The sequence below is a fragment of the Ochrobactrum sp. AP1BH01-1 genome, from assembly GCF_018066705.1.
Classification (GTDB): Bacteria; Pseudomonadota; Alphaproteobacteria; order Rhizobiales; family Rhizobiaceae; genus Brucella.
This window is the reverse complement of record NZ_JAGPOU010000007.1, coordinates 55114-80554: the sequence shown is the minus strand read 5'-3', so window position 1 is coordinate 80554 and position 25441 is coordinate 55114. Positions and strand designations below refer to the sequence as shown.

Here is a 25441-nt window from a genome sequence, read left to right as displayed (position 1 = left end):
CTCAACCTCCTGCGGGCTCGAATACCAGGTCGCGGGTCACAATAATCCTGACCGGAAAGCCGGGCCGGATGGTGAGCGTCGGCGCGACCTGCAATTGGCGCTGGACGATCTGCTGCCCGGCCTGATTGACGGTATCCTGTGCGCCGTCGCGAATGGCGCGGATCAACCGGTCCTCGTCGCTGGTCGCCAGCTCTGTACCGACCGCGAGCAGTGTGGAAAGCCCTGCCGCTTTCATCAGATCCCACCAGTGATAATCGACGCCATCCTCAAGCCCGGCGTAACCGGAAGCGTCCGCGCCCGGCAGGCGCTCCAGAACGATGGAGCGGCCGCCCGGCAGGATCAGGCGATTCCACACCAGCAGGACGCGGCGCTGGCCGAAGGTCACGCCGTCATCATATTGGCCGATGATGCGCGTTCCCTGCGGGATCAGAAGCAGCGAGCCGGTCGGGCTGTCATAGACGTTTTCGGTGACCTGCGCGGTGATCTGGCCCGGCAGATCGGAGCGGATTCCGGTGATGAGTGCGGCCGGAATGACGGCTCCAGCCTGAAGGATGTAGGGCGATGCCGGCGGCGTGACGCGATCTGGCGCAACCGTCTGTCGGTCGACCGGGCTATTGAGGAAAGCCGCGTGCCTGTTCTGCCCTGTGCCGTCCGGCTGCAAGCCTATCCCGGCTATTCCTGGCATGGCCGTTCCCGCTGTCCCGCCAGAACGCGACCCGGACTGGAAGAACACGTTGCTCAAGCGCGCGGCCTCTTCCTCGGCGCGGCGGCGCTCCTCTTCGGGATCGACGGCTGGTGTGGTGATTGCCGGAGGCGCGACTGGCTGCCCCCGGTTCTGCGCGTCGAGGATCGGACGGCCAAGGTCGCCCGGCAATGCCGGTCCCAGGACGGGGCCGGTATAGTCGCGCGGCAGACCGGCGAGGCCGTCAGCCGTGGGTCGGTTTTCGGTCGAATAGAGTTCGCCGCCACCCGGCCCCGCATCGCGGGTCTGGAGCGCATAGATCAAGGTTCCGGCGATGCCGAGAAGCGCGACCGCGCCAACGCTTGCCAGCAACTTTCGGGACAGGCGGGTGACACGAGGCGGCTCGGCGCGCAGGCGCATGGGGGCGGCGGTATCGGTATCGCTCATGACGACGATCCTCCCGTGGTCGTGCTGGCTGGTTCTGCTGCGGCCTGCGTCGGGTTGATGCGGACGATCCTGACCACTTGCTGCCGATCGCCGCTGCCAAGGCGCAGTTCGGCCGCACCGAACAGGCGGTCCACGATCAGGACATTCTGGTGGACACGGCTGTTGACGATCTGCGTTTCTCCGTCCGACCCGATGACGAACAAAGGCGGCATTTCGCCCTGCACGATGCCGCGCGAGAAAATGACATAGACGCGGCGGCCATCGTCGAAGACGGAGAGCGGCCGCCATGGCGGGCTGTCGCCCCGCACCTGCAATCCGTAGCGATAGTTCCGCGCCGCCTCGGCGGGGATGATGGGCGCGGCGGGCGTGGTGGCACGGCTTCCCGCCGGCGCCGCGGGATAGGCCCATGCGACGGAAGGCATGTAGAGCGATTCCCGCGCGCGCAGCTCGATCATGTAGGTGCGCCGGTCGGTGGTCACGACAAGGTTGGTGGAAATGTCCGGGCGTGTCGGCTTCACGAGGATGTGGACGCGGCGGTTCGCGCCCGAACCGGATTCGGTGTCGCCAATGATCCATCGTGTCGTATCCCCGGCCGCAATAGGTCCCGCGCCGGTCAGGCTTTCGCCCGGCGCCAGCGCGATATTTGTGATCTGGCCGGGGGCCGCATAGACCTGATAGAGCGCGCCTTCGCTCCACGGATAAATCTGGATGGCGTTGTAATAGCCCTCACGGCGAGGTTCGACACGGGCGGCGGCATTGGCGTTTTCGACACGGCCGTCCGGAGTGCTGGCAGCAGTTCCGCCCCGCGCGACCGTCCAGGCCGGCGGCGTGTGAAGCGGCCGGGGCCGGTCGTCGGTGGCGACCGTCTGCACGGTGGGCAGCGGCGGCACGTCGGCGTCATAGTTGAATTGCGGCGTCCGGTTGGTCGCGCAGCCGGCCAACATGGTCGCGGAAAGCAGCAAAGCCGCGAAAGCGGGTTTACGGAAAACCGGAAAACCGGCTCTACGGAAAGTCGTGCGGGTCATTGGCTCATCTCCCGCGACCATGAAATTGCGTTGATGTAGATTCCCAGCGGATTGGCGCGTAATCGTTCGGCATCGCGCGGGGGCTGGATCACGACAGTCAGGATCGCGGTCCATCGCTCGGTCGTGGAAAGCTGGCCGTTCTCGAAATGGCGTTCGGTCCAGGCGACGCGGAAACTGTCCGGCGAAGCCCGGATGACGCTCGACACCTCGACGGCGATCTGCTGGCGGCCGACCTTGGTGAAGGGATCGTTGGCCCGCGCATAATCGTTCAAGGCCGCCGCGCCCCGGTCGGTGGTGAACTCGTAAGCCCGAAGCCAGTTCTGCCGGACGATGATCGCGTCCGCCGGGATCGCGCGGACCTGCTCGATGAAGCGGCCGAGATGGAAGGCGATCTGCGGATCGGTCGGGCGATAATCGGCGTTCGCGGGCGCGACAGCCTGCGCCTGACCGAGATTGTCCACCTGCACCACCCAGGGCACGACGGTTCCACGCGCCGATTGCCAGACGAGCGCGGCGGCAAAGCCGGCCGAGAGGATCAGACAGCCGAACGCCATATAGCGCCAGTTCTTCGCCTGCACGCGGGCCGAGCCGATGCGTTCGTCCCAGACCTGTGCGGCTTTTTGATAGGGAGTCTCGGGTTCCGGCACCTTGCCGTAATGGGTCGTCGGTCGTTTGAAGATGTTCATGTGCGGTCACTTTCGGAAAGGCTGACGGAGGAGCCGCCGCCGTGGCTGTCGCCGGATCGGACAGCATGAGCAGCAGCCGTGACGCCGTGGCTCATGGCCCGGCCACGCCGCATCTGCTGCGCCCAGGCCGGCGGCCCATCAGGGGTTGAGGGGGTTGACGGCGCAGGCGACGAATCTCTGCCGACGGTGCCCATGGTCGACGTGCCGCCGGATGCCGCGAATCCGGCTTTCGCACCATCGGAATAGCTGGATTTCAGGCTGTCGCTGGCGCGGGAGGCGGCGCGCTTGAGTGGTGAAACGGCGGCGGAGGCTCCGGCGCGCGCCACACCGCCAAGGCCGGAGGCGACCCCGGCCGTGCCGGACCCGCCCAAGGAGCCGAGGGTATAGGCGGACGAAGCCGCACCGGCGGCCGAGGCACCGCCGCGGGCAAGTGCTGCCCCGCCCGAGAGTGCGGCTGCGCCACCCCGCGCCGCGAGCATGGTCGCGCCACCGGCTGCGATCGCAGCGCCGCCAACCGCAAGGCCAGTCCCGACGGCGGCGCCGGCACTGAGTTGCGGGCCTCCGGAGACGAGGCCGGTGGCGATGCCGGGGCCGAAGATGCCGAGGCCGAGAAGGGAAAGGGCTGCCAGCACGATCGCCATGGCGTCGTCGATTGTCGGGGTCGCACCGCCGAAGCCTGCGGTAAACTGGCCGAAGAGCGTGGAGCCGATGCCGATGATGACGGCGAGGACCAGCACCTTGATACCGCTGGAGATCACATTGCCCAGCACCCGCTCGGCCATGAAGGCGGTCTTGCCGAACAGGCCGAATGGAATCAGCACGAAGCCGGCCAGCGTGGTCAGCTTGAACTCGATCAGCGTGACGAAAAGCTGGATTGCCAGGATGAAAAAGGCCAGCACCACCAGCGCCCAGGCGAACAACAGGCACGCGATCTGGATGAAGTTCTCGAAGAAGGCGATCCAGCCCATCAGGTCCGAAATAGATTCCAGCAGCGGGCGACCGGCGTCCAGCCCGGTTTGGGCAACGCGGCCGGGGCGCAGCAGATCGGCAACCGAGAAGCCAGTGCCGGACGCCATGAGCCCGAGCCCGGCGAAGCTCTCGAAGACGATCCGTGCGAGATTGTTCCAGTTGCTGATGAGATAGGCGAAGACGCCGACGAACAGCGTCTTTTTCACCAACCGCGCAATGATGTCGCCGTCGGCGCCCCAGGCCCAGAACAGTGCGGCGAGCGTCACGTCGATGACGATCAGCGTCGTGGCGATAAACGCCACCTCGCCGCCGAGCAGGCCGAAGCCGGAGTCGATATAGCTGGTGAAGATGCCGAGAAAATTATCGATGACCCCCGTTCCGCCCATGGCTCACGGTCTCCCGTTCTGTGCGGGGGTCGCTGGCGCGGGTGTCTTGCCGAGGAAGCGATCGCGGGTCTCGGCCCAGGTTCGGAGGCAGTCGGCATCATTGGCCGCCGCCTCGCCCAATGCCTGGCAACGCCGCTGTTCCAGACGCAGCGGATCGGTGGCGGGCTGAAGCGCTGGGACGGAAGGTGCTGGCGCGGGGCCTTCCTCACGCGACATCTCGATGATCGCCGCCGTGATGGCCACGGCCACGAACACAATGGCCGCGATCCGGGCCAGCACCTTCCCCTCCATACTCCGCCTCCTTTCCTCAGTTGAACATTCGCGCGTTGCCGGGCTGATAGCCTGACCCCGGCGTCAGGAAACGCTCGCGCTGAATGCGTCCCTGTTCGGCTGCCGTGGCGCGTTCGGCCTCGGTCAAGGCATTCGCCCGGCCATTGGCCGAGATGACAGCGATCAGGTCCGAAAGCTGCTGCGACTGGAGGGCGAGAAGCTGGTTGCCAGCCTGGGTCGCCTGAAGCGCGCCGGTCGCCCCCTGGCTTTGGCCGACAAGCTCCGACATTTGCGTGCGATTGCTGTCGATATTGCCGACGACGCCGGCCTGGACGCGCATGGCGTCCTGCAGGCCGCCGACGGTGTTTTCCCAGCGCGAGCGCGCATCGGCGATCATCTGGGTGTCGGTCGCGGTCAAAGACAGCTTGCCGTAGTCCTGCTGGAACATCTGATCGATGTTCTGAACGTCGAACGCAATGTTCTGGGCCTGCCCGAGAAGCTGCTGGGTCCGCTGGACGTTCTGCTGAAGCGCCTGAAGCGAGCTGTGAGGCAGGCTCGCGAGATTGCGGGCCTGGTTGATCAGCATCTGCGCCTCGTTCTGAAGCGAGGTGATCTGGTTGTTGATCTGCTCCAGCGTACGGGCGGCGGTCAGCAGATTCTCCGCGTGGTTGGTCGGATCATAGACGATCCGGCCGAACCCGCCGAAGAAGGCATGGGCCGGGGTGATGAAGTCCGGCGCGAGCGCCAGCGGCGCGGCAAGCGAAAGGGCGAGCGCCGAAGCGCTGGCCATGCGGGAAATCCGGGTCTTTGTGCGCGTCATGGGGTACTTTCCTCTTCTTCCAGGGTGAGCTCGAACGCGTCCTCATCGAAAATGACGGACGGCAGATCCTCGCTTTCGGTCGCGAGATTGCTGAGGTCCGGGATCAGTTCTGCGGCCCATTCGACGCCACGCGCCTTGAGCCAGGCGGCGAGGAACCCGTCGCGGCCATGCTCGGTGAGGATTTCGCTGATCAGGGCCTGATCGGATTTGGCCGATGCGGCGCAAAGCGCCAGCCCGACTTCCGACAATCCGAGGTCAAACAGGCGGTTGCCGCGCCGCGACTGGCAGTAGTAGTCCCGCTTGGGCGTGGCCCGTGCGAGGATCTCGATCTGCCTGTCATTGAGGCCGAAACGGCGATAGATCGCGGTGATCTGGGGTTCGATGGCGCGCTCGTTGGGCAGCAACAGCCGCGTTGGGCAGCTTTCGATGATCGCCGGCGCGATGGCTGAATTGTCGATGTCGGACAGTGACTGCGTGGCGAAGATGACGCTGGCGTTCTTCTTTCGCAGGGTTTTGAGCCATTCCCTGAGTTGGTCCGCGAAGCCTTCGTCGTCGAGCGCCAGCCAGCCCTCGTCGATGATCAGCAGCGTGGGCCACCCGTCTAGCCGGTCGCCGATGCGGTGGAAGAGATAAGAGAGGACCGCGGGCGCCGCGCCGGTCCCGACAAGGCCCTCGATTTCGAATGCCTGCACGTCTGCTGAACCAAGATGTTCGGTCTCCGCATCGAGCAGCCGGCCATAGGGACCACCGACGCAATAGGCGCGGAGCGCCTGTTTCAGATCATTCGACTGGAGCAGCACGGCGAGGCCGGTGATGGTGCGTTCCCCGACCGGGGCGGAGGCGAGCGAGGTCAGGGCCGTCCAGATGTGCTCCTTCACCTCCGGGGTGATCTGGATGTTCTCGCGCGTCAGGATCGCCACGATCCAGTCGGCGGCCCAGGCGCGTTCGGCCGTCTCGTGAATGCGCGCCAGAGGTTGCAGCGAGACGGATGTTTCGGAAGCGTCGGTCAGCTCGCCACCAAGATCGTGCCAGTCACCTTGCATCGCGAGGGCGCAGGCCCGGATCGAGCCGCCGAAATCGAAGGCAAAGACCTGTGAGCGCGCGTAGCGCCGGAACTGCAAGGCCATTAGCGCCAGCAGCACCGATTTGCCGGCACCCGTCGGCCCGACGACAAGCGTATGGCCGACATCGCCGACATGGAGGGAAAACCGGAACGGGGTCGATCCTTCGGTCCTGCCATACAGCAGCGGGGGCGCGCCGAAGTGATCGTCCCGTTCCGGTCCCGCCCACACGGCGGACGAAGGGACCATGTGGGCAAGGTTGAGCGTCGAGACCGGCGGTTGCCGGACATTCGCATAGGCATGTCCGGGCAAGCTGCCGAGCCAGGCGTCGACGGCGTTGACCGTTTCGACCATGACGCTGAAATCGCGGGACTGGATGATCTTCTCGACCAGCCGCAGCTTTTCGTCGGCGCGGCGGGCGTCCTCGTCCCAAACGGTGACGGTCGCCGTGACATAGGCCATGCCCGCCATGTCGGCGCCAAGTTCCTGCAGGGCCATGTCGGCATCGGCCGCCTTGTTGGCGGCGTCGGTGTCGACGAGCGCGGATTGCTCGTTGGTCATCACCTCTTTCAGGATGGCGGCAATCGACTTGCGCTTGGCGAACCACTGGCGCCTGATCTTCGTCAGCAGCCGGGTCGCATCGGTCTTGTCCATGAGGATGGCGCGGGTCGACCAGCGATAGGGAAAGGCCAACCGGTTCATTTCGTCGAGCAGGCCGGGGGTGGTGGTTGCCGGAAAGCCGGTGATCGTCAGCACCCGGAGATGCTGATTGCCCAGGCGCGGCTCCAGCCCGCCGGTCAGCGGCTGATCGGCCAGCAGCGCATCGAGATAGGTCGGGGTTTCGGGCACGCGGACGCGATGCCGGTTGATCGAAATCGTCGAATGCAGGTAAGTCAGCGTCCCGGCGTCATCGAGCCAGCGGCATTCCGGCATAAAACCGTCGAGCAGCGCCAGCACGCGGTCGGTGCGGTCGGCAAAGCCGCGCACCAGTTCCCAAGGGTTCACGCTCGACGTTTCGCGGCCCTCGTAAAGCCAGGACTCGGAGCGGGCGGCATCCTCGGCGGGCGGAAGCCAGAGGAAGGTCAGGAAATAGCCAGAGACGAAATGGCTGCCTTTCTCCTCGAAATCGGCCTTGCGCTCGGCATCGACCAGCGCCGATGCGGGATCGGGGAAGCGGCTCGCCGGATAGGTGGCGGCTTCCGACCGCTGTGCTTCGACGAAGATCGCCCAGCCGGAGCCGAGGCGACGGAAGGCATTGTTAAGGCGGCCAGCGACCGCGACCAGCTCGGCCGCGACGGCGGAATCCAGATCGGGACCGCGAAACTTCGCGGTGCGCTGGAACGAGCCGTCCTTGTTGAGGACAACGCCGAAGCCGACCAGCGCTACCCAGGGAAGGTAATCGGCGAGGCGGGATGCGGTACGGCGGTATTCGGCGAGATTCATCATGGGCTTCCTCACACCGAAAGATGACCGGGGATGCGGAGGTGGCGGCGCGCGACCTCGACGAAGAGCGGATCGCGCTTGGCGGCCCAGACGGCGGCGATGTGACCGACGGCCCAGATCAGGATGCCGGCCAGCCAGAGCTGGAGGCCGAGGCCCACGGCTCCGGCCAGCGTGCCATTGAGGATCGCGACGGAGCGTGGCGCTCCGCCAAGCAGGATCGGTTCGGTCAGGGCGCGGTGAACCGGCACACTGAATCCCGGAACCGCGTCGAGCGCCTCGAAACTCACCGCCATCAGACCAGCGCTCCGCCGCCGAAGCTGAAGAACGAGAGGAAGAAGCTGGACGCCGCGAAGGCGATGGAGATACCGAAGACGATCTGGATGAGGCGACGGAAGCCGCCGCCGGTATCGCCGAATGCGAGCGTCAGGCCGGTGACGATGATGATGATCACTGCCACGATCTTGGCCACCGGGCCTTCGACGGATTCAAGGATGGATTGCAGCGGCGCTTCCCAGGGCATGGAGGAGCCAGACGCTTGGGCGGGGGCAGTCATCAGGCTCGCCCAGGTGAAGGCGGCGGCGGTCGCCAGATGATGACGGATACGAACGGCGCAACGGATCATGCAGGTTCTCCTGGAACGTGAGGGATTGAGGTGTCGGGAAAAGCGAGGGAAATCCGGTAATCGCCGTCGGGGCCGAGCCCTTCGACGCAGGCAAGTTCGGCCAGCCGGCGCGCGGAGCCGCGGCCAGCGAGGACGGCCACGAAGTCGATGGTCTCCGCGATCATCGCGCGCGGCACAGTGACGACGGCTTCCTGGATGAGTTGTTCGAGGCGGCGCAGGGCGCCGATGCCGGAACCAGCATGGATGGTGCCGATGCCGCCCGGATGGCCGGTGCCCCAGGCTTTGAGGAGATCGAGCGCCTCGGCGCCGCGCACCTCACCGATCGGAATGCGGTCCGGACGCAGGCGCAGCGAAGACCGCACCAGTTCCGACAAGGTGGCGACACCATCCTTGGTGCGCATCGCCACGAGATTCGACGCTGCGCATTGCAGTTCGCGGGTGTCCTCGATGATGACGACCCGATCCTGCGTCTTCGCCACCTCGGCGAGCAGCGCATTGGTCAGCGTCGTTTTACCGGTGGACGTGCCGCCTGCGACAAGGATGTTGGCGCGGGACGCGACGGCCGCGCGGAGCGTTTCCGCCTGATCGGCGGACATGATGCCGGCGGCCACATAGTCGTCTAGCGTGAATACTGCGACCGCGGGCTTGCGGATGGCGAAGGCGGGTGCGGACACGACCGGCGGCAGCAACCCCTCGAAGCGCTCGCCGGTTTCGGGCAGTTCGGCCGAGACGCGCGGGCTGCGCGCATGGACTTCGACGCCGACATGGTGGGCGACCAGCCGCACGATGCGCTCACCGTCAGCGGCGGACAGTATTTCGCCCGTATCGGCCAACCCTTCGGACAGCCGGTCCACCCAGATGCGTCCGTCCGGGTTCAGCATGACCTCGACGACAGACGGGTCTTGCAGCAGGGTTGAGATGGCAGGCCCGAGCGCTGTCCGGAGCATGCGCGCGCCGCGGTCCACATTTGCCTGTTTGTGGTTGATGCCTGGCATCTCGTCCCCGTTCCACCGGGGAGGCGAGAGACGATCCCCGGATGGGGATCACTAAAAGAGACACAAAACAGGTCGTTTCAACAAGTTTCGGTCGTCGTAGTAGTGTGGGATAAAATTACAGGAGAACGGCGGTGTGCCTGACCAGTCGGATGATCTGCAGGCACACCGGCATGCTCTCGACTGATTCGACCGGCCCGTGGCGTCAGGCCGCCTCGCCGGGACCGAGCCGACGTTCGCCCCAGGTGGTCCGCTCTCGGAAATCATGTCGCAAGTGGCTTAGCACTTGCGATAAAGTCTTGTGAAACGAATAGCCGCGACTTTCCGGGTGCAGCCGATCTATTGCGGGTTTCAGGAATTGCGCGAGATTGAGGCGCGCGCGCTCCATCTATAAGCAATAATTTCAACAAAACATGAAACGTTGAAATGATATGGACGAAAACGACGCGCTCGCGGGCTTCGCCGCGCTCTCTCACAAGGACCGCTTGCGGATAATCCGCATGTTGGTCGTCGCGGGGGCTGACGGCATGGCCGCTGGTGCCATCGCCGGCGCGCTCGATGATGCGCCGCCGTCGCGCGTCTCCTTCCATCTCAAGGAACTGGAGCGTGCCGGACTCGTGCAGGGGCGGCGAGATGGCAAGTCGATCATCTACAGCGCCAACTGGCCGGCGCTCTCCGATCTCGTCGCCTTCCTCATGCACGACTGCTGCCAAGGTCACTGCAAATATTGCGATCAAGCGATTGCCCTGTTCGCGAAATGCGAGGGCCGCCCAACCGGTACGATCCGCTGCGAATAGGACTGCCGATGCAGAAAGCCCTCGCCTTTGTTGAAAACAATCTCCTGCTGCTGGCCGTTGTAACGGCCGCGCTTGGCCTGCTCGTCCCTTCGCTCGGCATGGTCCTTGAAAGCGGCATAAGCCCGCTTCTGGCATTGCTGATGCTGGTCATCAGCCTGACATTCGACGCTCACGCCGTGAAGCTGGTTTTCCGGAAGCCGAGCCGGCAGCTTTGGGCGCTTGGCCTCGTCTATGGTCCCATGTCGCTCGCCGGATGGCTCACCGGGCGGCTGTTCTTCGGCTCTGGGCCGCTGGCCGCCGGTCAAACCCTTGTCGGCACTCTGCCGACTGACGTTTCCGCTCCGTTGCTGGTCCTGCTCGCACGCGGCAATGTCGCCCTCGCGGCGGTCCTCAATGCGGTCAACACAGTGCTTTCGCCCTTCATCGTGCCGATCCTGTTCCTGCTTCTCACCGGAATCGAGCTGCAAGTTCCCATCGGGGCGATCATCATGGAATTAGTGCTGATCGTGGTGCTGCCGACCGTGATCGGGGTCTACCTACGCACGCGATACCCGGAAGCGGTCGGCCGACACGATGGCCTCTATCCCTCTCTTGGTTCGGTGCTCTACCTGCTCCTGCTTCTGGCGGTCGTGGGTCCAAACGCCGAAACAATCCTCGGCTATGGCTGGTTCGCCCTCCTAATCGCGCTGGCCGCGCTCACGCTGAACCTGATCGGCTATGCGGTCGGGTCCATCGCAAAAGTCTTTGTGGCCGACCGGCAAGAGCTGATCGCCTACCTGTTCACGGTGAGCAAAAAGGAGTTCTCCATTGCGGCGGCGTTCGTAGCGGCGTCCGGGTTGCCCTCGGAAATCGCCGTGCCTGCCGCCTTCTTCGCTGTGATCCAGATGATTACGTCACCGATCGCCGCAAAGATTTTGGCATCGAGAGGCCCGGCGCTGCGGTGAGCAGTCATTAGGTTCTGGCTGGCAGCGGAGACAGGCTCTCTATTATCCTACAATCTGCGACCAGCCCGCATCCACACTGGTCTATCATCCTGTCCAGTTCCGACTTGAGCGCAGTTAGGTCTTCGATTTTTCGCTCGACTTCCTTCCGGTGCTCCTTTGCAATCGCATCAATCGCCGCGCAGGACTGCGAACGATCGTCGGCCAGCTTGAGAAACTCCCTGATCTGATCGAGCGAGAAACCAAGCTCGCGCGCACGCCTGATGAAGCTGAGGCGGTTGAGGTGGCCCGGCTCATATGCACGGTAGTTGCCATCGGTACGCGAGGGTGCGGGCAGGAGACCGTTCTTCTCGTAGAACCGGATCGTCTCGACCTTGGTCCCCGTTCGTCTAGCCAATTGGCCGATCATCAGAATTCTGTCGTTCATCTCTTGACCCTATAGTTACTACAGGGTCTATCTACAATGTCACATCGGGAAAGTCGAGGTGACATCATGGCGGCAGCGAGCCCTTACAGACTGCGTGTAGAAGGCATGGACTGCGCCTCCTGCGCGTTGAAAATTGAAACGGTGATGCAACGCCTGCCGGGCGTTAGCGACATTCATGTCAGCTACGCCAACGAGACGCTCGCATTGCAACTGGATGAGGACCGTACGGCTCTCGGCACCATTGAGCAAAAGATCCGAGCGCTCGGCTACACACCAGTGATCGAGCAGACCGAGGCAAAGGCGAGCCCACCTCGGAAACGCAGCACGGAGGCGTGGTGGAAAGGCAGCAAGGGTCGGCTTGTGCTCCTTACCGGCGCGTTGTTCATCCTTGCCTTCGCCCTCGCGCGTGTCCTGCCCGAATCGGAGCAATGGCTATACTCGGGCGCTGCATTGATCAGCATCATCCCGTTCGCGAGGCGGGCGGTCGCCGGCGCGATGTCCGGCTCCCCCTTCACCATCGAGACGCTGATGACGGTCGCGGCACTCGGCGCGGTCGCCATCGGCGAGGCCGAAGAAGCTGCTGTCGTGATCTTTCTGTTCGCAGTGGGCGAATTGCTTGAAACCGTGGCGGCCGGCCGTGCGCGCGCTGGCATTGAAGCACTGATCGATCTCGTGCCTCGGGCCGCGTTCCGCGAGCGTGATGGTGTTGTTGAGAAGGTCGCCGCAGAAGATCTGGCCGTCGGTGATGTTGTCGTTGTTCGGCCTGGTGACCGTGTGCCGTCTGACGGCACGGTGATTGACGGCGTTTCTGAGGTCGATGAGGCCCCGGTGACAGGCGAATCCGTGCCCGTGCTGAAAGAAGCCGGCGCAAACGTCTATGCCGGCAGCATCAATGCAAATGGCGAGTTGCGGGTGTCGATCAGCCATGTCGCGGCCGACAACACCATCGCCCGTATCATCCACATGGTCGAGGAAGCCCAGGAATCAAAGGCCCCGACGGCGCGTATGATCGACCGTTTCAGCCGCTGGTACACGCCGGGCGCGATGGTCGTCGCGGCTCTGATCGTTGTCGTGCCGCCGCTCGCCTTCGGCGGTGACTGGATGACATGGGTGTATCGGGGTCTCGCGACGTTGCTGATTGCTTGTCCCTGCGCGCTCGTGATTTCCACACCGGCGGCTATTGCTTCGGGTCTTGCCGCCGGTGCGCGTCAGGGACTGTTGATCAAGGGCGGCGCGACGCTGGAAACACTTGGCAAGGTCGTAACCGTTGCCTTCGACAAGACGGGAACGCTGACGCGTGGCCACCCCCAGGTGACGGACATTGTGCCGATCAATGGTGATGAGAACTCCGTCCTTGCCATCGCGGCGGCCGTCGAGCGCAGCACCAGCCATCCTCTCGGGATTGCAATCGTGGAGGCGGCAAAGGTGCGGGGGCTCGAACTGCCCGCCACCTTCGGGGGCGGCGTTGCCACACCCGGCAAAGCGGTCACAGCGCGGTTGAAGGACGGCTTCGCTTCGGTCGGGTCTCCCCGTCACGCCGCCGAACAAACGGGCCTCGAAGAGAGCATCGTTGACACGATCACCGGGCTGGAGAGCCAGGGCAAGACGGTCGTCGTGCTCATCAAGGGCAAGACCATCGAGGGATTGATCGCCTTGCGCGACGAGCCGCGCGACGACGCTATCGAAGGTGTGAAGCGGCTGACAGATCGCGGCGTGCGCCCTCTGATGCTGACCGGCGACAACAAGCGCACGGCCGACGCCATTGCGGCTCATCTCGGCCTTGAGGCGAGCGCCGAACTTCTGCCCGACGCCAAGCTCGCCGAGATCGGCCGCCTCAGGGCTGATGGACCGATTGCCATGGTGGGAGACGGTATCAACGACGCTCCGGCGCTCGCTGCTGCCTCCGTTGGCGTTGCCATGGGTGCGGGCACCGACGTCGCGCTGGAAACCGCTGATGCCGCGCTGCTCAGAAACCGGGTGACGGGTATCGCTGATCTCATCGGATTGTCGCAGGCGACGCTCGGCAATATCTGGCAGAACATCGCAATAGCGCTTGGTCTGAAGGCTGTCTTCCTCGTGACGACTCTATTCGGCATTACCACGCTCTGGATGGCCATCCTCGCCGATACGGGCGCTACTGTCCTCGTTACGGCCAATGCGCTGCGCCTGCTGACCTGGCGCGGCACCCGCGACAAATGAGCTTGAACAGTGCGCACATGCAGGTCGCGGCTTCCACTTCTCGCCAAGAAAGCCGAGGTATAATTTATGAGTAATCAGTCCCAGGGCAGTGCCAATTCATCCGAGAAGAGCGAACAATGGGCGCTCGCATGGGTACTTGCGATTAATACTGCCCAGGCAGCCATTGTGGGAGGATTAGGTTGGTGGGCTCAGTCAACAGGATTGATGGGCTCTGCACTCGATAATCTTGGCGATGCCGGTGTCTACGCCATCAGCCTTTTCGTCGTAGGTCGCGGTTTGGCGGCGAAGGTTCGCGTTGCGCGGCTGTCGGGTATGCTCCTGATAGTATTCGCCGGTTTGCTTCTGTTTGAGGTTGGCCGACGCTTCTTCACTGGCTCCGATCCGATCGGGCCGGTCATGATCGCCGTGGCAATCGCGAGCGCGCTTACGAATATGATCTGCATGTGGTTCCTGAAATCACATCGGGAAAGTGGCGTGCATCTGCAAGCCTCATGGATATTCACGACAAACGATATGCTCGTGAACTCGGCGATCGCTGTTTCTGGTCTTGCAGTAATTCTTTTCAATTCGCCTTATCCGGATCTGATCATTGGCTTGGGTGTGGTTGTAGTCGTTGTCAGAAGCGGCTTCGAAATCCTTGAGAAGGCCGGCGAAGCTGGAAAAGGAGAAAAGGAACATGACTAGTTTGCGAGCCCTATCCGCCGCCTTCCTTGCCCTTGCAGTGTCGATCTCTCCTGCTGTGGGTCACGACTTCCAAGCTGGTTCGATCACCATCAATCACCCGTGGTCACGCGCGACTCCGCCGGTCACGCCGGTAGCCGGCGGCTATCTGACGCTGACAAACGATGGCGATATGGCCGATCGCCTGGTTTCAATCTCATCACCTCTGTCAGACCGGGTGGAAATCCATGAGTCGACCGTGAGCGATGGGGTTGCCAGCATGAGGCCTGTGCAAAATGGCATCGAAATTGGAGCTGGCGAGACCGTCGAGCTTCAACCTGGCGGTATGCACATCATGTTCTTGAAGCCATCGCGCCCTTTGAAGGATGGGGAGCGGTTTGCCGCGACTCTTGTGTTCGAGCAGGCCGCTGCGATCGACGTTGAGTTCGTTGTGCAGAACATGGGCGCTCGTCCGGAATCTGCGAACGAACATGACGGACACGGAGAGGCTGTCCAATGAGCGGCGTCAAACTTTTCCGCCTTGTTGCATGGGTTGCCGTCGCCGCTGTCGGCGGGCTTTTCATCGGCCTGTCCGTATCCAAGCCTTGGCAACAGCAAACCGTGGCGGTCGCGTCCTCGACAGGCACGGCAGCCATCGGCGGCCCGTTCCAGCTCACATCCCATCGAGGCGAAACGATCGACAATGCTGCGCTGGCCGGAAAGCCTTATCTCGCCTTCTTCGGCTTCACCCATTGTCCCGATGTGTGCCCGACGACGCTCTATGAACTGAGCGATCTCATGAACGAGCTCGGGCCGGTGGCCGACCAGTTCAACGTCCTGTTCTTCACCGTCGATCCCGAACGGGACACACAAGAATTGCTGGCTCAGTACATGACAGCCTTTGATAACCGCATCCTCGCACTGCGGGGAAATCGACAGGAAACGGACGCTGTGGTGAAGGCCTTTGCGGCCTATGCGCGAAAAGTGCCTCTGGAAGGGGGCGAATACACAATGGATCATACCGCCGGCGTTTACCTAATGGATGCCGAGAGCCAATTCGTCGGCACGCTCGACATGCACGAGCCGCGTGAGATTCGATTGCAGAAGCTCCGCCGCCTGGCGGGCGAGATTGGCTGATGGAGTTCTCCAGTATCGGAATAGCGACGGCTTTCGCCGCAGGTGTCGTATCCTTCCTGTCGCCCTGCGTCCTTCCGCTGGTGCCGGGCTATATCTCCTACGTCGCAGGCCGCACGATTAGCCCGGATGGCACTGCGGCCGATGCCGAATTCAAGGCGGCAAGCCGAACTCTCGGCCTCAGCCTCTGCTTCGTGCTCGGCTTTACGACCGTGTTCGTCCTCCTTGGGGCCAGCGCAACCGTGTTGAGCCGGCTCCTGCGCATGTATCTTTTCGAAGCGAACCTGATCGGAGGCGTAATCGTCGTCCTCTTCGGTCTGTTCACGACAGGCCTCGTACCAATGCCCTGGCTCAATCGTGAAGCGCGGTTCCATGCCAATCCGGGCAGCGGAAGCGCCGGCGCGGCTTATCTCCTCGGTCTCGCTTTCGCGTTCGGCTGGACTCCCTGCATCGGACCAGTGCTGGGCGCGATTCTGACCCTGTCCGCCGCCAACGCCACGGTCGCAAGCGGAACGACGCTGCTCGCCGTCTACTCGCTCGGCCTTGGCCTCCCTTTCATCTTGGCCGCTTTGTTCATGCGCGGGTTCATGGCGCGGATGATGTCGATGCGCCGTACTGGCCGGGTGCTCAAAATCGTCGCTGGTGGGGTGATGGTGGTGATGGGCATCGCCATGATCACCGGCCATCTAACCAGCTTTGCGATATGGCTGCTCCAGACTTTCCCGGCCCTCGGCCGGATCGGCTAAGCCGGAGTTTAAAGGACATTTGGACATGCTCAGGCTCGGCCTTCCCATCGCCCTTGGCGGATTTTTCCTTGATCAGGCGACGAAGTGGTGGGTCCTGAACCATGTTATGAACCCGCCTCAGGTCATCCCCGTCACCGGCTTCTTTAATCTCGTGCTCGGCTTCAATACCGGCGTGAGCTTCGGATTGTTCGGCCAGGCGCCGGCTTGGCTCCTGATGGCGTTCACGCTCGCTATAGTCGCTGGCCTCCTTGTCTGGATCCATCGAAGCGACAGCCGCCTGACGGCATCCGCCCTCGGGCTCGTGGTTGGGGGGGCGCTCGGCAATCTGCTCGACCGGCTGCGGCAGGGTGCGGTGGCGGATTTCCTGGATTTTTACATTGGCAGCTATCATTGGCCCGCCTTCAACCTTGCCGACGTGGCGATTGTCTGTGGGGTCGGGCTTTTGCTGGTGGAGAGCGTTCTGGCACGAGGCAAAACAAAGGCTGCATGAACAGAAGTCCTCGCCAGCTATCCGAAACTATCGCCGCAAAATTCCCGGAACCTGCAACGTAGCGGGATTTAGAAGTAGTGCGACATGGCAATGGCTCGGGCGGGCTTAGCCGCAGCAGGCAGACGCTCTCGTCTGCTGCGCGCGATGCCTCGGCTTGCAGATTGCGGGGCGCGGGCTGAGACGCACAATCGTCCGGTCTTTCTCGATCTCGATTCCGGCCCCGTCATAGACCTGCATCGGCTCACCGGGCCGGCTCACCTCCCATGTCAACCGCGCGTCCGTGTCAAGCTGGACCCTGCTGCCGACCTTTCCCAAGATTGACCGGAACTTGGCGACGGTCATCGGCATGCTGCCTTCGGTCGGGGGAATATCCTCGACCTGCAAGACCGTCTCCCGCCACGCATCGGGATTGCCGCCGCAATCGAGCGTGACGAAGGAACCGGCCTTGACCTCCGTGATGTGATAGCCGGCCTGCACCTGCTGCCCGTCGCCATAGGCGAGCACAAGAACCTTGTCGGCATGGCCCTCCAAAATATCGAGGATCGCCCCGAGCGAGGCAACATCAGGAAATTCTGTGATTAAGGGGCTGGCGTAAGCGTTCATGTCCGTGTATCCATGATTCAACTACTCTTGAGATGTTGAGGCATACATGAACGAAAAGCAAGCCCTCTCTGCCTTCGCGGCGCTCTCGCAGGAAACCCGGCTGCGCATCGTGCGCCTGCTGGTGACGGCCGGCCCGGAAGGGATGCCGGCCGGCGCGATCGGGGAAGCGATGGACGGCGCATCGTCGTCGCGCATGTCCTTCCACCTGAGCCACCTTGAACAAGCCGACCTCATCGAGTCGCGGCGCGACGGGCGCTCGATCATCTACAGCGCCTCCTATCCGGCGCTGTCCGGCCTGCTCGAATTTCTCATGCGCGATTGCTGCCAAGGCCACCCGGACGTGTGCAACCCGGCAGTCGCCGCGCTGTCCTGCTGCAAACCGACGAAAGGCGTCACCCATGCCTGAGCCTATGGCCAATCACTCCGATAGAATCTTCAACGTGCTGTTTCTTTGCACCGGAAATTCCGCCCGCTCGATCCTTGCCGAAAGCATCTTGAACAAGGATGGTGCGGGTCGCTTCCGGGCCTATTCGGCTGGAAGCCAGCCCAAAGGCGAAGTGAACCCGCTCGCCCTGAAGGTACTCGAAAGCTACGACTACCCGGCTGAAGGCTTCCGATCGAAAGGATGGGAAGAATTCTCCGGCCCCGACGCGCCGGTGATGGATTTCGTGTTCACCGTCTGCGACAACGCGGCCGGCGAAGCCTGTCCGGTCTGGCCGGGCCAGCCGATGACCGCGCATTGGGGTATCGAAGACCCCGCCACCGTCGAGGGCACCGAGATTCAGCGCATGGCGGCTTTTGTCACGGCGTTTCGCTACATGAAAACCCGGATTTCGGTCTTCGTGGCCTTGCCCGTCGCCAGCCTCGATAAATCGTCGCTCAATATGAAGCTCAACGAAATCGGTCAATCCGAAGGGGCAGCCTCGCCCCGCTCTGGCGCGGCGTGAGGCAATCCATGGATGTCATTGTCTACCACAATCCCGATTGCGGCACCTCGCGCAATACGCTCGGCCTGATCCGCAATTCCGGCGTCGAGCCGCATATCATCGAATATCTGAAAACCCCGCCCTCACGGGCGCTGCTCGCGCAACTCATCGAGCGCGCCAGCCTGACGGCCCGCTCGATCTTGCGGGAGAAAGGAACGCCCTATGCCGACCTCGGCCTTGGCGATCCAGAATTGAGCGATGACGCATTGCTCGACGCCATGATGGCGCACCCGATCCTCATCAATCGCCCCCTCGTCGTCACCCCCCAAGGGGTCAAGCTCTGCCGACCGTCCGAAGCCGTTCTTGATCTGCTGCCCCCACAACGGGGCGAGTTCGTCAAAGAGGATGGCGAGCGGATCATTGACGAACATGGACGGCGCGTTGCTTCCGCCTGACTTTCAGCCTGCGATTGGAGAATACTGATGGCTTCCCTCAAGCCAGCTTCCCGCCTTGGTTTCCTCGACCGCTATCTGACGGTGTGGATTTTCGCCGCGATGGCACTCGGCGTCGTGCTGGGCACGATATTCACCGGCTTGCCGGAAGCTCTCAACGCCATGTCGGTCGGCACCACCAACATACCGATCGCCATCGGCCTGATCCTGATGATGTATCCGCCGCTCGCCAAGGTGCGCTACGAAGAACTGCACCGGGTCTTTTCCGACAAGCGAGTGCTGATCCTTTCGCTGGTACAAAACTGGATCATCGGCCCGACGCTGATGTTCGCGCTGGCCGTGATCTTCCTGCGCGACCACCCGGAATACATGACAGGACTGATCCTGATCGGACTCGCCCGCTGCATCGCTATGGTGCTGGTCTGGAACCAACTCGCGCGCGGCGACAATCAATATGTCGCCGGTCTGGTTGCCTTCAACTCGATATTCCAGATTCTGTTCTTCTCCACCTATGCGTGGTTTTTCCTTTCCGTCTTGCCACCCCTCTTCGGCCTTGAGGGCAGCGTCATAGACGTGAGCTTCTGGACCATTACCGAAGCGGTGCTGATCTATCTCGGCATTCCCTTCCTCGCCGGGTTCCTGACGCGCCGCATCCTCATCGCTCGCAAAGGCGCGGGCTGGTATGAGCACGAATTTCTGCCGCGCATCAGCCCCATAACGCTAGCCGCGCTGCTGTTCACCATTGTCGCCATGTTCAGCCTCAAGGGCGCGGACGTGGTGTCGCTGCCTCTCGATGTCCTGCGCATAGCCATTCCCCTGGCGCTTTATTTCGTCATCCAGTTCCTCATCAGCTTCGCGATGGGCCGGCTGATCGAGGCGGATTATCCGCGCACCACGGCCATCGCCTTCACCGCTGCCGGCAATAATTTCGAGTTGGCCATCGCGGTCGCCATCGCGGCATTCGGTCTCGCATCGCCGGTGGCCTTCGCCGCCGTCATCGGCCCGCTCGTGGAAGTGCCCGCACTGATCCTGCTCGTTCATGTCGCGCTCAGGCTCGGCGCGAAGTGGTTTCCCGAGAAAGGGACGCCCGTTGCCGTTCCGGCCGAGGCCAAGCCATGACGGTTTCCGACCTTCCTAATGTGGTCCGCGCGGTGCTCGACAGCCCATCGGCTGAACGCCTACGAACGACGCCCTCTGCTCATCCGCCGCGCATTCTCCTGCTCTACGGCTCGTTGCGTGAACGCTCCTATAGCAAGCTGCTCACGCTCGAAGCCGAACGGCTCCTCAACCACTTCGGCGCGGAAACCCGTGTGTTCGATCCGCACGGCCTGCCGCTGCCTGATGGTGCGCCCGTTGATCATCCGAAGGTGCAGGAGCTTCGGAAACTTTCGGAATGGTCCGAAGGGCAGGTCTGGACCAGCCCCGAACGTCACGGTGCCATGAGCGGAGTCCTCAAGGCGCAAATCGACTGGATACCGCTCGCGGTTGGCGCAGTTCGCCCCACCCAGGGCCGCACATTGGCCGTGATGCAAGTCTCTGGCGGCTCGCAGAGTTTCAACGCCGTCAACCAACTTCGCGTCCTCGGCCGCTGGATGCGGATGATCACCATCCCCAACCAGTCCTCGGTCGCCAAGGCATATCAGGAGTTCGACGAAGCGGGTCGAATGAAGCCTTCATCCTATTACGACCGGGTGGTCGATGTGATGGAGGAACTGGTGAAGTTCACGCTTCTGACCCGCGACGTCGCTCCTTACCTCACCGACCGCTACAGCGAGCGCAAGGAAACCGCCCAAAAGCTGGAAGAGCGTATGGCGCTCAAGCGCGTCCGGTGACGACAAACCTGCCGGCTCAAACGGGCCTGTCTCCCGACGCGAGAAGGTGGCCCGTCATCTCCGCGCTCGGCATCGTACAGATATTTGCATGGGGCAGCTCCTATTACCTGCTCGCCGTTCTCGCCGCCCCGATCGCGGCCGATACGGGTTGGCCGCTTTCATGGATCGTCGGCGCTCTCTCCATTGGCCTGCTCGCGGCCGGCGTCGTTTCCCCGCGCGTGGGTGACGCCATTGGCCAGCACGGCGGGCGTCCCATCCTTGCTCTGGCTTGCCTGCTGTTCGCTGCCGGCCTCGTCATCCTTGCGGCTGCGCCGTCCCTATGGGTATTCGTCGCCGGATGGATCGTGCTCGGTATCGGCATGGGGGCCGGCCTTTATGATGCGGCATTTGCCACGCTCGGGGGCTATTATGGCCGTTCCGCGCGATCCGCCATCACTACACTGACCTTGTGGGGCGGCTTCGCAAGCACGGTCTGCTGGCCGCTCTCGGCCTTGTTTCTGGAGCATCTGGGATGGCGCGGGGCCTGCATGGCCTATGCCGGCATTCATCTCGCGATCTGCCTGCCGCTCGTGCTGCTGGTCCTTCCGAGCAACGGCAAGCCCAGGCCGATCGGTGGCAAAGACCAAGCTCCTGCGATCAAGCTGCGCGACCATGAGCGCCGGGCCTATCTGATCATGACGGCGATCGTGGTGCTGGCCGGATTGGGCGTCACCATCATATCGGTGCATCTGCTGACCCTGTTGCAGCAACGCGGGCTGTCGCTGGGCGAAGCTGTAGCCCTCGGCGCGCTGATAGGCCCGGCCCAAGTCGCCGGCCGAATTGGCGAAATGGCGAGCGGGGGGAGGCATCATCCCTTCTGGACACTCGCGGCCGCCTCCGTCCTGAGCGCGGCAGGGGTGACGATGCTCGCGGCAGGTTTTCTCATCATCGGCCTGTCGCTCATCCTCTACGGGGCCGGCAATGGCATCTTCTCGATCGCCAAGGGTGCGCTCCCGCTCGCCCTGTTCGGACCTTCCCGCTATGCGCCGATCATGGGGCGGCTTGCCCGGCCCAGTCTCGTCGCCCAAGCTGCCGGCCCAACCGTGGGTGCGATCCTGCTTTCGGTCGGGGGCACCGATCAAACTCTTGTGGCGCTGGCAGCTCTCGCCATCGCCAATCTCGCCCTCGTCGCGCTGTTATGGGGGCCGATCAAAGGAGAAGCGGGAAGCAACGATAAGTTTTGAGAAGCCGTCACGAAGATCCCTGATTTTTGTAGCAGGTCAGGCCAACGTTGAATTTTCAGGGGAATTTCTGTCGCAAATGTCGCGTGCGAAAGTCAAAATTGTGCGACTGATTTTTGCGACACGTCGCGGCCCGGAATCCGGGCCGCAATGGATTACCGCTCTTCCCGCTGCTGTGGTGCTGGACCGATTGTAGCGGGTTCCCCTTCGATGATGCGGATCGGCACGCCCAAAGCAGCCGAAAGGGATGCTTCGCTGCCACCGGCAAGCTCTGTTCCGGGGAGAACCGTAAGAACCACATATCCGGTGCGCTCATCGACATATCCGCCGTAGCCATCGGGAAGAACGCGCGTAATCATCTGGCGGTCATCCAACGCGGCGACCAGTTGATCGACGGTATGGGATGCGCCTGTCAGGACTTCGACACGCACCCGATCTTCGCCCAATTGGTACTGAAGCGTGCCCGCATCCCGGTCTCCCGTTAGCCTGACGACGACATGGAAATCGGGCTCGCGCTCGATGAAGATACCGGCGATACGGTCGCGGAAACGCTCCTGTAGGGCGGCCGAAAGCGGGCCGGTGTCCGGCTCCATCTCATGCGAGGGGATTTCAGGAACATAGTTCTCAGGCAACCCGGCCGGTCTGGCGGACGTGGGCGCCTCCGCGCCTGCCACGGATGCTGCCGCGACAAACACCGTTGCGCCAAAAGCCCCCGCCCATACCCTATTCATTTGTGGTTTTGCCGCGTGCTTCGAAGAGCGCGGCCTTGTCTTCCGCGGGGCTGATGAAACCGTCGCCATCGGTGTCGATCTGGTCGAAGACTTCATCGGTCATGTTCGGATTCCCGGCTTTCGCCTCTTCCCGGCTCAGCTTGCCGTCGCCATCCGTGTCGCCCGCGTCCCATTCGGCCTGCCATGCGGCTTCGTCAAAATCTGCGGGCGGTTCCGTCTGGGCGAAGGCAGGGACGGCGAGACCGATGGCGAACAGGCTGGCAATGGCAAGTCTCAAGGCTGTTCCTCCAAAGTCGAGTGAATATACAGCCATCACCTTAGGATAATTCGCGAAAATCCCAAAGACCGCGACAGTCGCGAAGGCCGCTTCCGGCGGATCCTTGTTACTGCTCAGCCAACCGGGAGCGGGAACTCGTGTCAACGACTAAGGCGGCCAAATTCAACTCTCTGATCCGTCACATCCTCCGACACCTCCTGCCGCAGCTTCGGTCCCTGTGCGAGGCGGCGACCGAGCGCGGTGATGAACGCCTCGTATCGCTCCGCTGATTTGGCCTTCGCGGCCTTTGCCGCCGGCTCAGGCAAGGCCGGTGTGGTGTTGACCCAGAAGCGGATGAAGACCGCCAGGCTTTCGACGGCGATGCCGACGTCTCGTTCAAGCCGGTCCATGCGGCGATCGAGTCGATCGAGGCGCTTGGCGATTATCGCCTCTCGGCGTTCGGCATCGTCGGGAGACAGGAATGAGGCGATGGCCGCCTCGCCGATCATCGACTGCGACCGGTCCCGCCGCGCGGCAAACTCGGTCAGGGCTTTTTCGACATCGGGGTCCAGATAGACGGTGAGTTTTTTCTTCTTCCGGAGATTGGCCATGGCGCTACAGCTCCATGCCGTCGTTCGGGTCCATGGCAACCTGCCGGGCAATGCCCTGCACCTGGCGGATCATGCGCCGATTTTGCATGGCCTCTTCCTCAACTTCATCGGGCGGCGCGATCTCGAATTCGTTCTCGAGGGGCTTTTTCTTCTCCACGGGCTTTACGCGGCTGAGTTCAGGCTGCAATCGGCGTTCGGATTCGGTCGGATCTTCGTCATTGGTTCTCTGGTCGCCGTGATCCGTGGCGCCTTCCGGTCGCGCCGGGATCGGAAGCTTGGTCCAGTCGTCGGGCCGCGTTTCTTCGGGACCTTTCAATTCAGGCGGTGACAGAACGCGCTCGCGAAACCGGGCGTCCTCGTAATAGCGCGCCTTCGTCGCCCGGATCGGGGGGATGCCCGCCACCATGACGATCTCCTCATGTGGGGGAAGCTGCATGATCTCGCCCGGCGTCAGCAACTGGCGCGCGGTTTCCGAGCGCGAGACCATAAGGTGCCCGAGCCAGGGCGACAGGCGATGGCCGGCATAGTTCTTCATCGCCTTCATCTCGGTGGCGGTGCCGAGCGCATCCGACACCCGTTTCGCCGTGCGCTCGTCGTTGGTGGCGAAGCTGACGCGGACATGGCAGTTGTCGAGGATCGAGTTGTTCGGCCCGTAGGCTTTCTCGATCTGGTTCAGCGACTGCGCGATCAGGAATGATTTCAGACCGTAGCCGGCCATGAAAGCCAGCGCGGTCTCGAAGAAATCGAGCCTGCCCAGCGCCGGAAACTCGTCCAGCATCAGAAGGAGCCGATGCCGCCCGGCGTTCGCCTGCAGGTCTTCGGTCAGGCGACGGCCGATCTGATTGAGCAGCAATCGCATCAGCGGCTTGGTGCGGTTGATGTCGGAGGGCGGCACGACGAGGTAAAGCGTGACCGGCTGATCGCCTCCCACAATATCGCTGATGCGCCAGTCGGAGCGGCGTGTGACTTCGGCCACGACCGGATCGCGATACAGGCCGAGAAACGACATCGCCGTCGACAACACGCCGCTGCGCTCGTTCTCGGACTTGTTGCGCAGCTCGCGCGCGGCGCTGGCAACGACCGGGTGCGGCCCCGCTTCGCCCAGATGCGCGGTCTTCATCATGGCGCGCAACGTGGAATCCACCGGGCGCTTCGGATCGGACAGGAATTTGGCCACACCTGCCAGGGTCTTGTCGGGTTCGGCGTAAAGCACATGCAGGATGGCGCCCACCAGCAGCGAATGGCTGGTCTTTTCCCAATGGTTGCGCTTGTCGAGACTGCCTTCCGGATCGACGAGGATGTCGGCGATGTTCTGGACGTCGCGCACCTCCCACTCGCCGCGGCGCACTTCCAGCAGCGGATTGTAGGCCGAGGATTTCGGGTTGGTCGGGTCGAAGAGCAGCACGCGGCCGTGCTGCGAGCGGAAGCCGGAGGTGAGCTGCCAGTTCTCACCCTTGATGTCGTGGACGATGGCCGACCCCGGCCAGGTCAGCAGCGACGGGACGACGAGGCCGACGCCTTTGCCCGAACGTGTCGGGGCAAAGCACAGGACATGCTCCGGCCCGTCATGGCGTAGATAGTCCTTCTCGTAACGGCCGAGAACAACACCATCGGGATCGAGCAGGCCCGCCGCCTTGATCTCTCCTTTCCCGGCCCATCGCGCCGAGCCATAGGTGGCGACGTTTTTCGCCTCGCGCGCCCGCCAGACCGACATGCCGATGGCGACGGCAATGGCGATGAAGCCGCCCGATGCCGCGATGATCCCGCCCTTGGCGAAGATCGGCGGCGCATAGGCTTCGTAGAAATACCACCACCAGAAGATCGCGGGCGGATAATAGATCGGCACGCCGAACATCACGAACCAGGGCGGCCCGAGTTGCGCCTGATAACCGAGGCTCGAGGCGACATACTGGGTCGCGCCCCAGGTGGTGGCGAGGATGATGAGGAAGACGATGGTGATCTGTCCCCAGAGGATCTTGGTCGCGGACATTGCGATGGTCCTTTCTGGTTGAG

At 63.1% G+C, this 25441-nt stretch carries 30 protein-coding genes; 14 read left to right on the top strand and 16 right to left on the bottom strand.

Annotation, left to right across the window (positions count from 1 at the left end; translation table 11 throughout):
* Position 1: 1 nt before the first annotated feature.
* From J9800_RS21385 to trbB, 10 genes are read right to left on the bottom strand one after another with little or no spacing between them, the layout of a single operon-like run.
* Positions 2-1129 carry a TraB/TrbI/VirB10 family type IV secretion system protein gene (locus tag J9800_RS21385; RefSeq protein ID WP_012092664.1) on the bottom strand — a complete coding sequence of 376 codons (1128 nt, stop codon included), beginning with the start codon at positions 1127-1129 and terminating at the stop codon, positions 2-4.
* The gene (gene trbG, locus J9800_RS21380; protein ID WP_012092663.1) at positions 1126-2154 is read right to left on the bottom strand and encodes a P-type conjugative transfer protein TrbG; all 1029 of its coding nucleotides are present in this window, start codon (positions 2152-2154) and stop codon (positions 1126-1128) included. The genes J9800_RS21385 and trbG overlap by 4 nt, the downstream gene beginning before the upstream one ends.
* Positions 2151-2840 (bottom strand): conjugal transfer protein TrbF, encoded by a 690-nt coding sequence (gene trbF / locus J9800_RS21375; RefSeq protein WP_012092662.1) that lies wholly within the window; start codon positions 2838-2840, stop codon positions 2151-2153. Before trbF ends, trbG begins: the two co-directional genes overlap by 4 nt.
* A complete protein-coding gene (gene trbL / locus J9800_RS21370) occupies positions 2837-4195 on the bottom strand; it encodes a P-type conjugative transfer protein TrbL (RefSeq protein WP_012092661.1) in 1359 nt (452 codons plus the stop codon). The genes trbF and trbL overlap by 4 nt, the downstream gene beginning before the upstream one ends.
* 3 nt (positions 4196-4198) lie before the next feature.
* Positions 4199-4486, bottom strand: coding sequence for a putative entry exclusion protein TrbK-alt (gene trbK-alt, locus J9800_RS21365; protein ID WP_012092660.1), 288 nt, complete (start codon positions 4484-4486; stop codon positions 4199-4201).
* Between the two features lie 16 nt (positions 4487-4502).
* Positions 4503-5285, bottom strand: a complete 783-nt coding sequence (trbJ, locus tag J9800_RS21360) for a P-type conjugative transfer protein TrbJ (protein ID WP_012092659.1) — start codon at positions 5283-5285, stop codon at positions 4503-4505.
* A complete protein-coding gene (trbE, locus tag J9800_RS21355) occupies positions 5282-7792 on the bottom strand; it encodes a conjugal transfer protein TrbE (RefSeq protein WP_012092658.1) in 2511 nt (836 codons plus the stop codon). The genes trbJ and trbE overlap by 4 nt, the downstream gene beginning before the upstream one ends.
* Positions 7793-7800: 8 nt before the next feature.
* Positions 7801-8082, bottom strand: a complete 282-nt coding sequence (locus J9800_RS21350) for a VirB3 family type IV secretion system protein (protein ID WP_012092657.1) — start codon at positions 8080-8082, stop codon at positions 7801-7803.
* Positions 8082-8411, bottom strand: a complete 330-nt coding sequence (locus J9800_RS21345) for a TrbC/VirB2 family type IV secretion system protein (protein WP_012092656.1) — start codon at positions 8409-8411, stop codon at positions 8082-8084. The genes J9800_RS21350 and J9800_RS21345 overlap by 1 nt, the downstream gene beginning before the upstream one ends.
* On the bottom strand, positions 8408-9406 hold the full coding sequence (gene trbB / locus J9800_RS21340; protein ID WP_151665537.1) for a P-type conjugative transfer ATPase TrbB: 999 nt from the start codon (positions 9404-9406) through the stop codon (positions 8408-8410). The genes J9800_RS21345 and trbB overlap by 4 nt, the downstream gene beginning before the upstream one ends.
* A gap of 428 nt (positions 9407-9834) precedes the next feature.
* On the opposite strand from trbB, the gene J9800_RS21335 reads away from it, so the two are divergent.
* Both J9800_RS21335 and J9800_RS21330 read left to right on the top strand, forming a co-directional pair.
* On the top strand, positions 9835-10200 hold the full coding sequence (locus J9800_RS21335) for an ArsR/SmtB family transcription factor (protein WP_012092654.1): 366 nt from the start codon (positions 9835-9837) through the stop codon (positions 10198-10200).
* 8 nt (positions 10201-10208) lie between these two features.
* Positions 10209-11144 (top strand): bile acid:sodium symporter family protein, encoded by a 936-nt coding sequence (locus tag J9800_RS21330; protein WP_012092653.1) that lies wholly within the window; start codon positions 10209-10211, stop codon positions 11142-11144.
* A 7-nt stretch (positions 11145-11151) separates the two neighbouring features.
* On the opposite strand, the gene J9800_RS21325 is transcribed toward J9800_RS21330, so the two are convergent.
* Positions 11152-11568 carry a MerR family transcriptional regulator gene (locus tag J9800_RS21325; RefSeq protein ID WP_012092652.1) on the bottom strand — a complete coding sequence of 139 codons (417 nt, stop codon included), beginning with the start codon at positions 11566-11568 and terminating at the stop codon, positions 11152-11154.
* A gap of 66 nt (positions 11569-11634) precedes the next feature.
* Here J9800_RS21325 and J9800_RS21320 point away from each other — a divergent pair, with 66 nt between their 5' ends.
* The 6 genes from J9800_RS21320 to lspA all read left to right on the top strand — a co-directional run bounded on the left by J9800_RS21320 (position 11635) and on the right by lspA (position 16797).
* Complete coding sequence (locus J9800_RS21320; protein ID WP_028034401.1) at positions 11635-13767, top strand: heavy metal translocating P-type ATPase; 2133 nt, start codon at positions 11635-11637, stop codon at positions 13765-13767.
* A 66-nt stretch (positions 13768-13833) separates the two neighbouring features.
* Entirely contained in the window at positions 13834-14451 is a 618-nt protein-coding gene (locus J9800_RS21315) for a cation efflux transmembrane domain-containing protein (RefSeq protein ID WP_012092650.1), read from the top strand.
* On the top strand, positions 14444-14947 hold the full coding sequence (locus J9800_RS21310) for a copper chaperone PCu(A)C (RefSeq protein WP_012092649.1): 504 nt from the start codon (positions 14444-14446) through the stop codon (positions 14945-14947). The genes J9800_RS21315 and J9800_RS21310 overlap by 8 nt, the downstream gene beginning before the upstream one ends.
* Positions 14944-15564, top strand: a complete 621-nt coding sequence (locus J9800_RS21305; RefSeq protein ID WP_012092648.1) for an SCO family protein — start codon at positions 14944-14946, stop codon at positions 15562-15564. The genes J9800_RS21310 and J9800_RS21305 overlap by 4 nt, the downstream gene beginning before the upstream one ends.
* The gene (locus tag J9800_RS21300; protein WP_012092647.1) at positions 15564-16307 is read left to right on the top strand and encodes a cytochrome c biogenesis CcdA family protein; all 744 of its coding nucleotides are present in this window, start codon (positions 15564-15566) and stop codon (positions 16305-16307) included. The genes J9800_RS21305 and J9800_RS21300 overlap by 1 nt, the downstream gene beginning before the upstream one ends.
* A 25-nt stretch (positions 16308-16332) precedes the next feature.
* The gene (lspA, locus tag J9800_RS21295; protein WP_012092646.1) at positions 16333-16797 is read left to right on the top strand and encodes a signal peptidase II; all 465 of its coding nucleotides are present in this window, start codon (positions 16333-16335) and stop codon (positions 16795-16797) included.
* A gap of 105 nt (positions 16798-16902) precedes the next feature.
* On the opposite strand, the gene J9800_RS21290 is transcribed toward lspA, so the two are convergent.
* A complete protein-coding gene (locus J9800_RS21290; RefSeq protein WP_012092645.1) occupies positions 16903-17400 on the bottom strand; it encodes a DUF6428 family protein in 498 nt (165 codons plus the stop codon).
* 46 nt (positions 17401-17446) lie between these two features.
* Here J9800_RS21290 and J9800_RS21285 point away from each other — a divergent pair, with 46 nt between their 5' ends.
* Genes J9800_RS21285 through J9800_RS21260 form a run of 6 tightly spaced genes read left to right on the top strand, consistent with a single transcriptional unit; the run spans position 17447 to position 21833 of the window.
* On the top strand, positions 17447-17806 hold the full coding sequence (locus J9800_RS21285) for an ArsR/SmtB family transcription factor (RefSeq protein ID WP_012092644.1): 360 nt from the start codon (positions 17447-17449) through the stop codon (positions 17804-17806).
* Entirely contained in the window at positions 17799-18347 is a 549-nt protein-coding gene (locus tag J9800_RS21280; RefSeq protein WP_012092643.1) for an arsenate reductase ArsC, read from the top strand. Before J9800_RS21285 ends, J9800_RS21280 begins: the two co-directional genes overlap by 8 nt.
* Before the next feature lie 8 nt (positions 18348-18355).
* A complete protein-coding gene (arsC, locus tag J9800_RS21275; protein ID WP_012092642.1) occupies positions 18356-18781 on the top strand; it encodes an arsenate reductase (glutaredoxin) in 426 nt (141 codons plus the stop codon).
* Positions 18782-18808: 27 nt separating this feature from the next.
* Positions 18809-19897 (top strand): ACR3 family arsenite efflux transporter, encoded by a 1089-nt coding sequence (arsB, locus tag J9800_RS21270; protein ID WP_012092641.1) that lies wholly within the window; start codon positions 18809-18811, stop codon positions 19895-19897.
* Positions 19894-20610 (top strand): arsenical resistance protein ArsH, encoded by a 717-nt coding sequence (gene arsH / locus J9800_RS21265; RefSeq protein WP_012092640.1) that lies wholly within the window; start codon positions 19894-19896, stop codon positions 20608-20610. The genes arsB and arsH overlap by 4 nt, the downstream gene beginning before the upstream one ends.
* Positions 20611-20636: 26 nt before the next feature.
* Complete coding sequence (locus J9800_RS21260) at positions 20637-21833, top strand: MFS transporter (RefSeq protein WP_151665539.1); 1197 nt, start codon at positions 20637-20639, stop codon at positions 21831-21833.
* Between the two features lie 152 nt (positions 21834-21985).
* On the opposite strand, the gene J9800_RS21255 is transcribed toward J9800_RS21260, so the two are convergent.
* From J9800_RS21255 to J9800_RS21240, 4 genes are all read right to left on the bottom strand, one after another.
* The gene (locus J9800_RS21255; RefSeq protein ID WP_028034399.1) at positions 21986-22561 is read right to left on the bottom strand and encodes a hypothetical protein; all 576 of its coding nucleotides are present in this window, start codon (positions 22559-22561) and stop codon (positions 21986-21988) included.
* On the bottom strand, positions 22554-22838 hold the full coding sequence (locus J9800_RS21250) for an EF-hand domain-containing protein (RefSeq protein ID WP_036749074.1): 285 nt from the start codon (positions 22836-22838) through the stop codon (positions 22554-22556). The genes J9800_RS21255 and J9800_RS21250 overlap by 8 nt, the downstream gene beginning before the upstream one ends.
* Positions 22839-22978: 140 nt before the next feature.
* Positions 22979-23428, bottom strand: coding sequence for a ribbon-helix-helix domain-containing protein (locus J9800_RS21245; RefSeq protein WP_012092637.1), 450 nt, complete (start codon positions 23426-23428; stop codon positions 22979-22981).
* A 4-nt stretch (positions 23429-23432) separates the two neighbouring features.
* Entirely contained in the window at positions 23433-25418 is a 1986-nt protein-coding gene (locus tag J9800_RS21240) for a conjugal transfer protein TraG (protein ID WP_012092636.1), read from the bottom strand.
* Between the last annotated feature and the right edge of the window lie 23 nt (positions 25419-25441).

Bases quoted from the DNA above. Each gene is read 5' to 3' on its own strand.
- trbB (WP_151665537.1), bottom strand. From the start codon at position 9,406: ATGCCAGGCATCAACCACAAACAGGCAAATGTGGACCGCGGCGCGCGC.
- arsC (WP_012092642.1), top strand. From the start codon at position 18,356: ATGGATGTCATTGTCTACCACAATCCCGATTGCGGCACCTCGCGCAAT.
- J9800_RS21350 (WP_012092657.1), bottom strand. From the start codon at position 8,082: ATGGCGGTGAGTTTCGAGGCGCTCGACGCGGTTCCGGGATTCAGTGTG.
- trbG (WP_012092663.1), bottom strand. From the start codon at position 2,154: ATGACCCGCACGACTTTCCGTAGAGCCGGTTTTCCGGTTTTCCGTAAA.
- J9800_RS21280 (WP_012092643.1), top strand. From the start codon at position 17,799: ATGCCTGAGCCTATGGCCAATCACTCCGATAGAATCTTCAACGTGCTG.
- trbJ (WP_012092659.1), bottom strand. From the start codon at position 5,285: ATGACGCGCACAAAGACCCGGATTTCCCGCATGGCCAGCGCTTCGGCG.
- J9800_RS21310 (WP_012092649.1), top strand. From the start codon at position 14,444: ATGACTAGTTTGCGAGCCCTATCCGCCGCCTTCCTTGCCCTTGCAGTG.
- arsH (WP_012092640.1), top strand. From the start codon at position 19,894: ATGACGGTTTCCGACCTTCCTAATGTGGTCCGCGCGGTGCTCGACAGC.
- J9800_RS21335 (WP_012092654.1), top strand. From the start codon at position 9,835: ATGGACGAAAACGACGCGCTCGCGGGCTTCGCCGCGCTCTCTCACAAG.
- J9800_RS21245 (WP_012092637.1), bottom strand. From the start codon at position 23,428: ATGGCCAATCTCCGGAAGAAGAAAAAACTCACCGTCTATCTGGACCCC.
- lspA (WP_012092646.1), top strand. From the start codon at position 16,333: ATGCTCAGGCTCGGCCTTCCCATCGCCCTTGGCGGATTTTTCCTTGAT.
- J9800_RS21320 (WP_028034401.1), top strand. From the start codon at position 11,635: ATGGCGGCAGCGAGCCCTTACAGACTGCGTGTAGAAGGCATGGACTGC.
- trbE (WP_012092658.1), bottom strand. From the start codon at position 7,792: ATGATGAATCTCGCCGAATACCGCCGTACCGCATCCCGCCTCGCCGAT.
- J9800_RS21330 (WP_012092653.1), top strand. From the start codon at position 10,209: ATGCAGAAAGCCCTCGCCTTTGTTGAAAACAATCTCCTGCTGCTGGCC.
- trbK-alt (WP_012092660.1), bottom strand. From the start codon at position 4,486: ATGGAGGGGAAGGTGCTGGCCCGGATCGCGGCCATTGTGTTCGTGGCC.
- J9800_RS21290 (WP_012092645.1), bottom strand. From the start codon at position 17,400: ATGAACGCTTACGCCAGCCCCTTAATCACAGAATTTCCTGATGTTGCC.
- J9800_RS21315 (WP_012092650.1), top strand. From the start codon at position 13,834: ATGAGTAATCAGTCCCAGGGCAGTGCCAATTCATCCGAGAAGAGCGAA.
- J9800_RS21385 (WP_012092664.1), bottom strand. From the start codon at position 1,129: ATGAGCGATACCGATACCGCCGCCCCCATGCGCCTGCGCGCCGAGCCG.
- J9800_RS21285 (WP_012092644.1), top strand. From the start codon at position 17,447: ATGAACGAAAAGCAAGCCCTCTCTGCCTTCGCGGCGCTCTCGCAGGAA.
- J9800_RS21255 (WP_028034399.1), bottom strand. From the start codon at position 22,561: ATGAATAGGGTATGGGCGGGGGCTTTTGGCGCAACGGTGTTTGTCGCG.
- J9800_RS21240 (WP_012092636.1), bottom strand. From the start codon at position 25,418: ATGTCCGCGACCAAGATCCTCTGGGGACAGATCACCATCGTCTTCCTC.
- arsB (WP_012092641.1), top strand. From the start codon at position 18,809: ATGGCTTCCCTCAAGCCAGCTTCCCGCCTTGGTTTCCTCGACCGCTAT.
- trbL (WP_012092661.1), bottom strand. From the start codon at position 4,195: ATGGGCGGAACGGGGGTCATCGATAATTTTCTCGGCATCTTCACCAGC.
- trbF (WP_012092662.1), bottom strand. From the start codon at position 2,840: ATGAACATCTTCAAACGACCGACGACCCATTACGGCAAGGTGCCGGAA.
- J9800_RS21300 (WP_012092647.1), top strand. From the start codon at position 15,564: ATGGAGTTCTCCAGTATCGGAATAGCGACGGCTTTCGCCGCAGGTGTC.
- J9800_RS21305 (WP_012092648.1), top strand. From the start codon at position 14,944: ATGAGCGGCGTCAAACTTTTCCGCCTTGTTGCATGGGTTGCCGTCGCC.
- J9800_RS21345 (WP_012092656.1), bottom strand. From the start codon at position 8,411: ATGATCCGTTGCGCCGTTCGTATCCGTCATCATCTGGCGACCGCCGCC.
- J9800_RS21325 (WP_012092652.1), bottom strand. From the start codon at position 11,568: ATGAACGACAGAATTCTGATGATCGGCCAATTGGCTAGACGAACGGGG.